Source organism: Micromonospora sp. NPDC004551 (assembly GCF_040609975.1).
Taxonomy (GTDB): Bacteria; Actinomycetota; Actinomycetes; order Mycobacteriales; family Micromonosporaceae; genus Micromonospora.
Genome location: NZ_JBEXLM010000005.1, coordinates 122,911 through 135,447 on the forward strand (window position 1 = coordinate 122,911; position 12,537 = coordinate 135,447).

9 protein-coding genes are annotated in these 12,537 nt (G+C 72.8%); 7 read left to right on the forward strand and 2 right to left on the reverse strand.

Annotation, left to right across the window (positions count from 1 at the left end):
• Positions 1 to 62 precede the first annotated feature (62 nt).
• The 6 genes from ABZW14_RS08650 (at position 63) to ABZW14_RS08675 (ending at position 7,859) form a co-directional block, all read left to right on the forward strand.
• A complete protein-coding gene (locus ABZW14_RS08650; protein WP_355341982.1) occupies positions 63 to 1,229 on the forward strand; it encodes an ABC transporter ATP-binding protein in 1,167 nt (388 codons plus the stop codon).
• A complete protein-coding gene (locus ABZW14_RS08655; protein WP_355341985.1) occupies positions 1,226 to 2,203 on the forward strand; it encodes an ABC transporter permease in 978 nt (325 codons plus the stop codon). Before ABZW14_RS08650 ends, ABZW14_RS08655 begins: the two co-directional genes overlap by 4 nt.
• A 3-nt stretch (positions 2,204 to 2,206) precedes the next feature.
• Positions 2,207 to 3,244 carry an ABC transporter permease gene (locus ABZW14_RS08660; protein ID WP_355341988.1) on the forward strand — a complete coding sequence of 346 codons (1,038 nt, stop codon included), beginning with the start codon at positions 2,207 to 2,209 and terminating at the stop codon, positions 3,242 to 3,244.
• A gap of 114 nt (positions 3,245 to 3,358) precedes the next feature.
• Positions 3,359 to 4,357 carry an ABC transporter ATP-binding protein gene (locus tag ABZW14_RS08665; protein WP_355341991.1) on the forward strand — a complete coding sequence of 333 codons (999 nt, stop codon included), beginning with the start codon at positions 3,359 to 3,361 and terminating at the stop codon, positions 4,355 to 4,357.
• Positions 4,358 to 4,402: 45 nt separating this feature from the next.
• Positions 4,403 to 5,815 (forward strand): GH1 family beta-glucosidase, encoded by a 1,413-nt coding sequence (locus ABZW14_RS08670; RefSeq protein WP_355341994.1) that lies wholly within the window; start codon positions 4,403 to 4,405, stop codon positions 5,813 to 5,815.
• Positions 5,816 to 5,966: 151 nt separating this feature from the next.
• Positions 5,967 to 7,859 (forward strand): ricin-type beta-trefoil lectin domain protein, encoded by a 1,893-nt coding sequence (locus tag ABZW14_RS08675; RefSeq protein ID WP_355341997.1) that lies wholly within the window; start codon positions 5,967 to 5,969, stop codon positions 7,857 to 7,859.
• A 42-nt stretch (positions 7,860 to 7,901) separates the two neighbouring features.
• Here ABZW14_RS08675 and ABZW14_RS08680 read toward each other — a convergent pair whose 3' ends face one another.
• Positions 7,902 to 9,125: an ROK family transcriptional regulator gene (locus ABZW14_RS08680; protein WP_355342000.1), complete on the reverse strand. Its 1,224-nt coding sequence runs from the start codon at positions 9,123 to 9,125 to the stop codon at positions 7,902 to 7,904.
• A 164-nt stretch (positions 9,126 to 9,289) separates the two neighbouring features.
• Between ABZW14_RS08680 and ABZW14_RS08685 the strand changes: the two genes are divergently transcribed.
• Complete coding sequence (locus ABZW14_RS08685; RefSeq protein ID WP_355342003.1) at positions 9,290 to 10,666, forward strand: glycosyl hydrolase family 18 protein; 1,377 nt, start codon at positions 9,290 to 9,292, stop codon at positions 10,664 to 10,666.
• Positions 10,667 to 10,705: 39 nt separating this feature from the next.
• Here ABZW14_RS08685 and ABZW14_RS08690 read toward each other — a convergent pair whose 3' ends face one another.
• Positions 10,706 to 12,499 carry a glycoside hydrolase family 15 protein gene (locus tag ABZW14_RS08690; protein ID WP_355342006.1) on the reverse strand — a complete coding sequence of 598 codons (1,794 nt, stop codon included), beginning with the start codon at positions 12,497 to 12,499 and terminating at the stop codon, positions 10,706 to 10,708.
• Positions 12,500 to 12,537: the final 38 nt, after the last annotated feature.

Here is a 12,537-nt window from a genome sequence, read left to right on the forward strand (position 1 = left end):
CTCCCCGGCCGGCTCCGCGGCCGGCCGGGGAGGCGCACCCCACGTTCAGACAGGAACTCGGCATGACGTTGAGCGAGAGCGCGGCGGCGCCGGTCGACGAGGTGGTGCTGGAGGCCGTCGGCCTCACCAAGCACTTCCCCGTCCGCAGGCGGCTGCGTGACCTCTTCTCCCGGACGCCGGCCGTCGTGCACGCCGTCGACGACGTATCGTTCGCGCTGCGTCGCGGCCGGGTGACCGCGCTGGTCGGGGAGTCCGGCTCCGGCAAGTCCACGGTGGCGCGGCTGCTGGCCCAGATCTATCCCCGTACCGACGGCGACATCCGCCTGCACGGCACCTCGACCCGGGTGCGCGGTGGCCGGCCGTTCCGGTCGTACGTGCGGCGGGTCCAGCTGATCCTGCAGGACCCGTTCGCCTCGTTGAACCCGGTGCACACCGTGCGCTACCACCTGACCCGGTCGCTGCGGATCCACGGCAACGCCGGGCGCGGCGCCGAGGACCTGGAGAAGGCCCTCGGCAAGCTGCTCACCCGGGTGAGCCTCACCCCGCCCGAGCGCTACCTGGACGCCTTCCCGCACGAGCTGTCCGGCGGCCAGCGGCAGCGCGTCGCCATCGCCCGGGCCCTCGGGGCCGACCCGGAGGTGCTCCTCGCCGACGAGCCGGTCTCCATGCTCGACGTCTCGATCCGCCTCGGCGTGCTGAACCTGCTGCAGGACCTCAAGCAGCGGCTCGACATCGCCATCCTCTACATCACGCACGACATCGCCTCGGCCCGCTACTTCGCCGACGAGACGATCGTGATGTACGCCGGCCGGATGGTCGAGGGCGGCGACAGCGAGACCGTCACCCAGAGCCCGGCCCACCCGTACACCCGGCTGCTCACCGACTCGGCGCCGGACCCGGAGCGGATCACCGGCGACGGCGCCGGTGCCGGGGCGGCCGCCGGTGCGGACCGCGGTCAGGGCGAGCCGCCGAGCCTGATCGCCCCGCCGTCGGGCTGCCGGTTCCACCCTCGGTGCCCGCACGCCATGCGGCGTTGCACCACCGACCTGCCGCCGCGGCTCGACATCGGTGACCGGCCCGGTCACTGGGCGGCGTGCTGGCTCTACGACGCGGACACCGTCGCCGCCGACGCCCCCGGCTCGGCCGCGCCCGACGCCGACCCGACCGTGCCACCGCCCGCGCCGGCGGCCGAGCGGGACGGCACCGCCACCCTCGGGGAGGCACGATGAGGTTCCTTCTGCAGCGCACGGCCTTCTACCTGTTCACGGCGTGGGCGGCCATCACGCTCAACTTCTTCATCCCGCGGCTGGTGCCGGGCGATCCGGTGCAGTCCCTCATCTCGCGCAACCAGGGCCGGATCAGCGCCGACGCCATCAACTCGCTGCGCGTGCTGTTCGGGCTGGACTCGCACGAGAACATCTGGCAGCAGTACCTCGACTACTGGGGGCAGCTGCTCCACGGCGACCTGGGGCTGTCGTTCACCTTCTTCCCCACGCCGGTGTCGACGGTGATCGGCGACAGCCTGCCGTGGACGGTCGGCCTGGTGGGCATCACCACCATCATCAGCTTCCTGCTCGGCACCGCGCTCGGCGTCGGCGCCGGCTGGCGGCGCGGCTCCTGGGTCGACGGGCTGCTGCCGGCCACGACGTTCCTGTCCTCGATCCCGTACTTCTGGCTGGGTCTCGTCGCCATCGCCGTGTTCACCGGGCCGGGGAGCTTCTTCCCGTCCTCCGGCGGCTACGAGGCGGGCCTCGTGCCGGCGTTCGACGCGTACTTCATCCCGAGCGCGATCAAGCACAGCGTCCTGCCCGCCGCCACCATCCTGGTCTCCTCGATGAGCGGGTGGATCCTCAGCATGCGCAACATGATGGTGACCGTCTCGTCGGAGGACTACATCACCGTCGCCCACGCCAAGGGCCTGTCGGAGCGCCGGGTGGCCCTGAGCTACGCCGCCCGCAACGCGCTGCTGCCGAACGTCTCGGGCTTCGCGCTGTCGCTCGGGTTCATCGTCGGCGGCACGCTGCTCGTGGAGATCGTGTTCTCCTACCCGGGCCTCGGTTTCCAGCTCTTCCAGGCGGTCGGCTACAAGGACTACCCGCTCATGCAGGGGATCTTCCTGATCATCACGATCTCCGTGCTGGTGGCGAACCTGCTCGCCGACGTCGCGTACCTGCTTCTCGACCCGCGGACCCGAAAGAGCTGAGCGATGACCATCTCACCGTCGAGCATCGAGCAGGTCATCCCCGGCCAGGGGGCGATGGCCCAGCCGTCGGCCGCACCCGGCCGGGCGAAGCGGCGCCGGTTCCGGTTCGTCGCCAACGCCAAGGCCGCCACCGGCCTGGTCATCCTGGCCGTCTACTGCCTGTTCGCGGTCATCGGGCCCTGGGTGGCGCCGTACGACCCGGACGCGCGCAGCGCCGATGTGCTGCAGGCGCCCTCGGCGCGGCACTGGTTCGGCACGACACACCTCGGTCAGGACATCTTCAGCCAGATCCTGGTGGGCGCGCGCAGCGTCATGCTGGTGGGCCTGCTCGCCGGCGTGCTGGCGACGATCCTGTCCATCCTCATCGGCGTGACGGCCGGCTACCTCGGCGGGGTGCCCGACGAGGGCCTGTCGGCGCTGTCGAACGTGTTCCTGGTCATCCCCGCCCTGCCGCTGATCATCATCGTGACGTCGATCGTCGAGCAGGCCAGCGACACGCTGGTGGCGCTCATCATCGGCTTCACCTCGTGGGCGTGGGGCGCCCGCGTGCTGCGCGCCCAGACGTTGTCGCTGCGCCGCCGCGACTACGTCGAGGCGGCCCGGGCCACCGGCGAGCGGACCTGGCGGATCATCCTGTTCGAGATCCTGCCCAACCTCACCGCGATCATCGCCTCCGGCTTCGTGGGCACGGTCATCTTCGCGGTCATGTCGGAGATCACGCTGGCCTTCATCGGCATCTCGTCGATCTCCTCGTGGAACTGGGGCACCATCCTGTTCTGGGCGCAGGGCCAGCAGGCCCTCGCGCAGGGCGCCTGGTGGTGGTTCGTGCCGGCCGGGCTGGCCATCGCGCTGCTCGGCACCGCCCTGGCCCTGATCAACTTCGGCATCGACGAGTTCGTGAGCCCTCGGCTGCGCAGCGCCGGCCGGACCCGGATCCGCACCGCCGACGGCCGTACCGTGCGGATGCGGGTCGGCTTCACCCCCGTGCTGGCCCCGGCCGCCCGTGCGGTGCCGGCGCCCCGAGACGAGGTCACACCGTGAGCGTGAGGAGTGCAGCGAAGCGGAGCCCCGCAGTCGCGAACGAAGGAGGGCTCAGGTGAGCGCGAGGAGTGCAGCGAAGCGGAGCCCCGCAGTCGCGAACGAAGGAGGGCTCAAGTGAGTGATCCGGTGCTGGAGATCCGTGGGCTGCGGGTCGACTACGGGCTCGGCGCCGCGGCGGTGCACGCCGTCCGCGACGTGGACCTGACCCTGCACCGCGGCGAGGTGCTGGGGCTGGCCGGGGAGAGCGGCAGCGGCAAGTCGACGCTGGCGTACGGGCTGACCCGGCTGCTGCCGCCGCCCGGCGTGGTCAGCGGCGGCGAGGTCATCTACCACCCGGTCGACGGCCCGCCGGTGGACGTGCTGACCCTCAGCCCGGCGCAGCTGCGGCAGTTCCGCTGGGCGGAGACCTCGATCGTCTTCCAGGGCGCCATGAACTCGCTCAACCCGGTGCACAAGGTCTCCACCCAGCTGCTCGATGTGATCAAGGCGCACGAGCCGAGGAGCACGCCGGCGGGCCGGCTGGCCCGGGCCCGGGACCTGCTGCGCCTGGTCGGCATCGCGGGCGACCGGCTGGACAGCTACCCGCACCAGCTGTCCGGCGGGATGCGGCAGCGGGTGATGATCGCCATGGCGCTGGCGCTGGAGCCGCAGGTGGTCATCATGGACGAACCGACCACGGCGCTGGACGTGGTGATGCAGCGGCAGATCCTCGGGCAGCTCGCCGAGCTGCGGGAGCGCCTCGGCTTCGCGGTGCTGTTCATCACCCACGACCTGTCGCTGCTGGTCGAGTTCTCCGACCGGATCGCCATCATGTACGGCGGCCGGATCGTCGAGGAGGCGCCCGCCGCCGAGCTGTACCGGAGGGCCCTGCACCCGTACACCGAGGGGTTGCTGCACTCCTTCCCGGCGCTGCGCGGGCCGCGCCGGGAGCTGACCGGCATCCCCGGCTCGCCGCCGGACCTGCGGGCCATGCCGGAGGGCTGCGCGTTCCACCCGCGCTGTCCGAAAGCGTTCGACCCGTGCGACAAGGAGGTGCCGGCACTGGGCGCAGCCGCCCCGGGCCGGGACGTCGCCTGCTGGCTGCACCCGGTCGCCGCCCCGGTCCCCCGCTGACCCCACCCGCCGTCCGACCGAACGACCGCTACCGCGAGGAGAACCATGGACACCGACCTCACCGGCCCGACGACCACCGGGCGGGCCGACCCGATCGACACCCTCCCACCGACCTTCCGGTGGGGGGTGGCGACCTCGTCGTACCAGATCGAGGGCGCGGTGGCCGAGGACGGCCGGACGCCGTCGATCTGGGACACCTTCTGCCGCGTGCCCGGCGCGGTGGCCAACGGCGACCACGGCGACGTGGCGTGCGACCACTACCACCGGATGCCGCAGGACGTCGCGCTCATCGCCGACCTGGGCCTGGACACCTACCGGTTCTCCGTGGCGTGGCCGCGGGTGCAGCCGGGCGGCCGCGGGCCGGCGAACCCGGCCGGGCTGACCTTCTACGACCGCCTGGTGGACGAGCTGCTGGGCCGCGGGATCGACCCGTGGGTGACGCTCTACCACTGGGACCTGCCGCAGGAGCTGGAGGACGCGGGCGGCTGGCCGAACCGGGACACCGCCCACCGGTTCGCCGACTACGCGGAGCTGGTCTTCGGCGCGCTCGGCGACCGGGTGAAGACCTGGACCACGCTGAACGAGCCGTGGTGCTCGGCCATGCTCGGGTACGCGTACGGCAACCACGCCCCGGGCCGGCGCAACCTGGGCGACGGCATCGGCGCGGCGCACCACCTGCTGCTCGGTCACGGGCTGGCGGTGCAGCGGCTGCGTGCCGCGGCGGCCACCCCGATCGAGCTGGGCCTGACGGTCAACCTGTCCACGGCGGATCCGGCCACCGACAGCGCGGCCGACCGGGACGCGGCACGGGCCGCCGACGGGCTGGGCAACCGGCTCTACCTGGACCCGGTGTTCCGCGGCGCGTACCCGGAGGACGTGGTGGCCGACCTGGCCGCCGAGGGGGTGCGCATCCCGGTGCAGGACGGCGACCTGGAGGTCATCTCGTCGCCGATCGACGTGCTCGGGGTGAACTTCTACTTCGGGCAGGTGCACTCCGGGGTGGACGAGCAGGGCCGGGAGCGCGACGACGACGGCCGGCCGGTGCGCCGGGTGATCCGCCGGGACCTGCCGCGTACGGCGATGGACTGGGAGATCGTGCCGGACTCCTTCACCGAGCTGCTGGTCCGGCTGCACCGGGACTACCCGGGCGTGCCCCTGGTGATCACCGAGAACGGCGCGGCCTTCGACGACAAGCCGGACGCCGACGGGTTCGTGGCCGACGACGACCGGGTGGCGTACCTGACCGAGCACCTGCGGGCGGTGGCCCGGGCCCGGCAGGCCGGGGCGGACGTGCGCGGCTACTTCGCGTGGTCGCTGCTGGACAACTTCGAGTGGGCGTACGGCTACGACAAGCGGTTCGGCATCGTGCGGGTGGACTACGACACCCAGCGGCGCACGCCGAAGCGCAGCGCGAACTGGTACCGCGACACCATCCGGCGGGTGCGCGGGGAGCGCTGACCGGCCGTTCGGGGCGGCCGCGCGGGATCCTCCCGCGCGGCCGCCCCGCCATGCCCGGACACCCGTCTGAGTGCTTTTTTCATGCCTTGACATAAGCAGGTGCGAGGGGTTTTCTCATTCACGGATGTCGATCTGCTCGGAAGGAGCATCCGTGTCCCCCACCACCGTTCCCCGCCTCGCCGGCCGCGCCGCCTTGGCGCTCTGCCTCACCGCCGGCGCCCTCGCCCTCGCCCCGCCACCGGCCGCCCGGGCCGCCGGCGAGACCGTCAACGTCTGGCTGACCACCACCTCCGACTCCGGCGGGCGGACCGTCACCCGCGGCCTGCAACAGCAGAGCCCGCTGGCCTTCGCCGCCACCAGCCCCGGGGCCACGCACACGATCACAGTCGACGAGAACACCCGCTACCAGCCGTTCGAGGGCGCCGGGGCGTCCATCACCGACACCACCGCGTACCTGCTGCGCGGCGGTCCGGTGAGCGCGGCCACCCGGGATGAGGTGATGCGCAAGCTGTTCAGCCCCACCGACGGCATCGGCCTGTCCTACGTCCGCAACCCGATCGGCGCCTCCGACCTGTCCCGGCCCGGCAACGTCTCGCTCGACGACACCTGCTGCGACCTGAACGACTTCGGCGCCAACGGCTACGACACCGACGTCGAACTGCTCACCGCGCAGGCCCGGCAGCTCAACCCGGCGCTGCGGGTGATGGTGGTGCCGTGGAGCGCGCCCGGCTGGATGAAGGACAACGGCCGGATGGACCAGATGGGCTGGCTCAAGTGGGAGTACTACGCCACCTACGCCCAGTACTTCGTGAAGACCATCCAGGCGTACGCGTCCCGCGGCGTGAAGGTCGACTACCTCTCGGTGCAGAACGAGCCGAACTGCTGCCAGTCCGGCAACCCCACCGCCATGGACTACCCGGGGATGAGCTGGAACTCCTCCGGCCTGGTCGAGCTGACCAAGAACTTCGTCTACCCGGCGTTCCGCGCCGCCGGCATCACCACGAAGGTGCTGGTGCACGACTGGAACTACGGCGACTACGGCACCATCGGCTCCGGGCTGCTCGCCGACAGCGCGGTGCGCACCGACCCGCTCTTCGGTGGCATCGCCTGGCACGGCTACTGGGGCGACCCGGCCGTCGGCAGCCAGGTGCACGGGCAGTACCCGGCGGTGCCGCAGTTCAGCACCGAGCACTCCGGCGGCACCTGGATCGGCAACCAGCACAACGAGGACATGGCCGACATCGTGAACTACGCCCGGAACTGGAGCCGGAGCGTGGTGAAGTGGAGCCTCGCGGTCAACCAGTTCATGGGCCCGCACAACGGCGGCTGCGGCACCTGCACCGGCCTCATCACCGTGCAGGAGGGCGGCGCCCGCGCCGGCCAGGTCGACTACACGATCGAGTACTACACGACCGGGCACCTCACCAAGTTCGTCCGGCCCGGGGCGCTGCGGATCGACTCCACCGCCAACGGCACCGTCCAGAACGTCGCGTACCGCAACCCGGACGGCACCAAGGCGCTGCTCGCGCACAACGGCGGCACCTCGGCGCAGTCGGTGAAGGTGGTCTGGGGCGGGCAGTCCTTCACCTACACCCTGCCGGCCCGCACCACCGCCACGTTCACCTGGGGCGGCACCCAGTCCGGCGGCGGGGGCGGCACCCCGACCGGCCCGATCACCGGCATCGGCGGCAAGTGCCTCGACGTCACCGACAACAGCAGCGCCGACGGCACGCCGGCGCAGATCTGGAGCTGCACGGGCGGCGCGAACCAGCAGTGGACCCGGGCCGCCGACGGCACCATCCGCGCGCTGGGCAAGTGCCTCGACGTCTCCGGCGGCGGCACCGCCGACGGCACGAAGGTGCAGCTGTGGACCTGCAACGGCAGCGCCGCGCAGCGGTGGACCTGGACGGCCGCCCGGGACCTGGTGAACCCGCAGGCCAACAAGTGCCTGGACGTCACCGGCAACACCTCCGCCGACGGCACGAAGACGCAGATCTGGAGCTGCACCGGCGGCGCCAACCAGAAGTGGAACCTCCCGTCCTGACCCGAGGCCGGGCCGGCGGCGCCGCGCCGCCGGCCCGGTGGGTCAACGGGTGCGCGAGCGGGGCCGCCGCGGCGGCGGCGGGGACAGCCGGGCGACCGGTTCGCGCGGCACGCCGCCGTCGCGCAGCAGCCGGGCCATCGGCAGGGTGGCCGCGCCCATCGCGACCGCGTCCGGGCCGAGCCGGCACAGCTCGATCGAGGTCTGGGCGTACGGCTGGCGCAGCGCGTGCCGCGCCGTGACCTCGCGGATCTGCGGCAGGTAGCGCTCGCCCAGGGCCAGGCCGGCCCAGCCGCCCAGCACCACCCGCTCGGGGTTGAACAGGTTCACGAGGTTCGCCACCCCGGCGCCCAGGTAGCCGACCGTCTCGTCGAGCACCTTCGCGGCGGTGCGGCTGCCGGCGCGCAGCAGCTCGCCGAAGGCGGTCTCCTCGTCTCCACCGGCCGCCGGACGGCCCCGGTTGGCCTGGCGGAACCGGTCGAGCACCCCCTCCGCCCCGACGTACGCCTCCAGGCAGCCGAGGTTGCCGCAGCGGCAGCGGCGGCCCCCGTACACGATGGTGGTGTGCCCCCACTCGCCGGCGCTGCTGTGCGCGCCGCGGTAGCCCACGCCGTCGGCGACCACGCAGGCCCCGACGCCGGAGCCGACCAGGGCGACGACGGCGTGCCGCACGCCTCGGCCGGCGCCGAACCACATCTCGGCCTGGCCGAGGGTCTTCCCGCCGTTGTCGATGTGCACGGGGATGTCGGTGCCGGCGCGGAGCATGGCGCCGAGCGGCACGCCGTCCCAGCCGAGGGTCTGCGCGTGCACGACGGCGTCGGCGGTGCGCTCGACGGTGCCGGAGACGGCGACGCCGAAGCCCAGCACCGCGGCCGGGTCGACGCCGGCCTGTTCGATCACCGCGGCGAGGCCGTGCAGCAGGTGGTCGGTGACCTGGCGGGGGTCGGGTTCGGCGGCGGCGATCGGATACTCCGCCTTGGCCAGGGCGGTCATCGCGAGGTCGAACAGCTCGACCTGCACCCGGGTCTCGCCGACGTCGGCGCCGACCAGGTAGCCGTAGGCGGGGGCGACCCGGAGCAGGACCCGGGGCCGGCCGCCGTCGGACTCGACCGAGCCGGCCTCCTCGACCAGGCCCTCGGCGATCATCTCGCCGACCAGGTTGCTCACGCTGGCCAGGCTGAGTGCGGTGGACTGCCCCAGCTCGTGCCGGCTCAGCGGGCCGTCCAGCCAGATCCGGGTGAGCAGGACCGACCGGTTGGCACGACGCATGTCGCGCACGGTGGTGCGTCTGGCGTCCACGTCCGCCGCCGTCCTCTCCCGGCCGCCCCCGGCGGCCTGCTTCACGCCGTGAACCAAGTGCTGACAGACTACTGCGCATTTACATTTAACAAAGTTAACTGCTAGCCTCCGGCGCATCGATGAGGAGGTATGTCATGCGACTTCGACGACGGCTGACCGCCGTGCTCGGCGGCGCCCTGCTGCTCGCCGTACCCACCGCCCTGCCGGCCGCCACCGGTCTGGCCGCCTCCGCCGCGGAGACCGCGCTGGTCTCCTGCGCGGGCGTGCCGGCCTGGGCCGAGGGGGTGACCTGGACCGCGGGCAGCCGGGCCACCTACGCCAACCGGCTCTACCAGGCGCTGGTCACCCACACGCCGCCGGCGGGCGCCGGGTGGACCCCACCGGCCACACCCGCGCTCTGGAGCGACCTCGGCGCCTGCGGCACCGGCACCCCGTCACCGACCCCCACCACCAAGCCGCCCTCGCCCACCCCCACGCCCACCACCTCCCCCACGACGTCGCCCACCCCCACGGCGACGCCCACTCCCACCCCGACCACGCCGCCGCCCGGTGGGACCACCTGCGCGCTGAAGTCGCGGCCCGCCGGCAAGGTGCTCCAGGGCTACTGGGAGAACTGGGACGGCGCGGCCAACGGCGTGCACCCCGGCATGGGCTGGATCCCGGTCACCGACTCCCGGATCACCGCCCACGGCTACAACGTGGTCACCGCCGCGTTCCCCGTGATCCGCTCCGACGGCACCGTGCTCTGGGAGGACGGCATGGACGCCGGCGTGAAGGTGCCCACCCCCGCCGAGGTGTGCCAGGCCAAGGCCGCCGGCCTGACCGTCCTGCTGTCCATCGGCGGCGCGACCGCCGGCATCGACCTCGGCTCCAGCGCGGTCGCTGACCGGTTCGTCGCCACCGTCGTGCCGATCCTCAAGCGGTTCAACTTCGACGGCATCGACATCGACATCGAGACCGGGCTCACCGGCAGCGGCAACATCAACCAGCTGTCGACCTCGCAGGCCAACCTCGTGCGGATCATCGACGGGGTGCTGGCCCAGATGCCCGCCGGCTTCGGACTCACCATGGCCCCGGAGACCGCATACGTCACGGGCGGCAGCGTCACCTACGGCTCGATCTGGGGCGCGTACCTGCCGATCATCAAGAAGTACGCGGACAACGGCCGGCTCTGGTGGCTGAACATGCAGTACTACAACGGCTCGATGTACGGCTGCGCCGGCGACTCGTACCCGGCCGGCACCGTGCAGGGCTTCACCGTGCAGACCGACTGCCTCAACACCGGCCTGGTCGTGCAGGGCACCACCATCCGCGTCCCCTACGACAAGCAGGTCCCCGGGCTGCCCGCGCAGACCGGCGCCGGCGGCGGGTACCTGAGCCCGGCGCTGGTGGCGCAGGCGTGGAACACCTACCGGGGCGGCCTCAAGGGCCTGATGACCTGGTCGGTCAACTGGGACGGCTCGAAGGGCTGGACCTTCGGCGACAACGTGAAGGCACTCCAGGGCCGCTGAGGCCGCGCGGGGCCCCGCAGGCGCGCGGGGCCCCGCCCCTCAGCGAGGGCTGTCGCGGATCGCGAGGACGGCCTGGATGAGCGCGGCGTGGGTCAGCGTCTGCGGGTAGTTACCGCGGTAGGCGCCGGTCGTGGGATCGACCTCCTCGGCGTAGAGGCCCAGCGGGCCGGCGTGGTCGAGCAGTTCCCGGAACAGGTCCTCCGCCTCGCGGCGCCGCCCGGTGGCGGCGAGGGCCTGCACGAGCCAGAACGAGCAGGGCAGGAAGGCGCCTTCGGTGCCGTGGAGGCCGTCGCGTCCCGGCGGGTAGCGGTAGAGCAGCGGCCCGCCGGCGGAGAGCCGCTCGCGGATGGCGTCGACGGTGCCGCGCACGCGGGATGACGTCGCGTCGTCCAGGCCGAGCAGAGGAAGCACGAGCAGAGCCGAGTCCAGGTCCGGCGTCCCGTAGCTGCGGACGTAGCTGGCCTGGGCCGGGTCGAAGCCGCGCGTCCGTACCTCGGCCGCGATGGCGTCCCGGGCCTCCCGCCAGCGCCGGCGTTGCCGGTCGGGAAGCGGGTGCGTGTCGGCGATGCGCAGGGCACGGTCGAGGGCGAGCCACCCCATGAGCTTGGAGTGCACGTGGTGGCCGGGTTCGCGGACCTCCCAGATGCCGGCATCGGGCTCGCCCCAGCGACCGGCCACGACGTCGGCGAAGCCCCGCACCGCCCGCCACGTCTCCGAGTAGAGGCGGTTCCCGGCCTGCACGAACACCCAGGCGGCGTCGACCACCCAGCCGTAACCGTCGAGCTGGTGCTGACCGGCGGCGGCATTGCCGAACCGTACGGGCACGCTGTCCAGGTAGCCGGGCCAGCCGGGCAACTCCCGTTCCCGTGGCACGTGGCGGCCGGTCAGGGTGAACACCGCCGGCAGGCGCGGCCGCTCCAGGCGGCTGGCGTGCAGCAGCCAGGCGAGGAAACCGTGGGCCTCGTCGGGCTTGCCGACGCCCAGGAACGCGTTGACGCCGATGCTGGCGTCCCGGGGCCAGACGTAGCGGTAGTCCCAGTTGCGTACCCCGCCGGGGTCCTCGGGCAACGACGTCGTCGGCGCGGCGACCGGGGCCTGCGACGGTGAGTAGGTCAGCAACCGCAAGGTCAGCAGGCTGCGGACGACGTCCTCCCGGAACGGCAGCGAGCCGTCGATCCCGGCCGACCAGGCCCGCCACCGGGCCTCGTCGCCGAGGACGAGTTCCCAGGCCGTCTCCGGCTCGACCTGGATCAGCGGTTCGCGGTCGGCCACGGTGAGGACGAGGGTGACCGGATGGCCCGGCACCACCTCGACGGTGGTGGGCCGGCCCGGTTCGACCGCGACCCCGGGTGAGCAGGTCAGGGACACGGCGAGCGCCCCCCACTGGCACACCACGGCCTCCCCGCGGCGGCTGACCCGGGGCCGGCGGTGCCGTACGCCGAGGCGGGGGTCGAACTCGACGACGGCGGCGACCGCCGCGCCCTCGGCCGACAGCCGCCGCACCAGCAGCGTCGCGGGCAGCAGCCGTCCCTTGATCTCGGCCACCATGGAATCGGCGAGGGTCAGCCGGCCGTCGCCCACCGTCCACGTCGTCTGGATCGTCGCGGTGTCCTTCCGGTAGCGCCGCTCGACGACCGTGGCGGGCGGGAGCGGTCCGGCCCGGAAGGTGCCCGCCGCCGGACCGCCCACGAGGCGTCCGAACAGGGGCTCACCGTCGAAGCGGGGTACGCAGAGCCAGTCGATCGCCCCGTCACCACCGACCAGGGCGGCGGTACGGGTGTCGCCCAGCAGCCCGTAGTCGCTGATCGGCGTCGCGGGACCGGGACCCGTCATCGCGGACTCCTCTCGGTTCCCGTGGCCGGCCCCCGAAG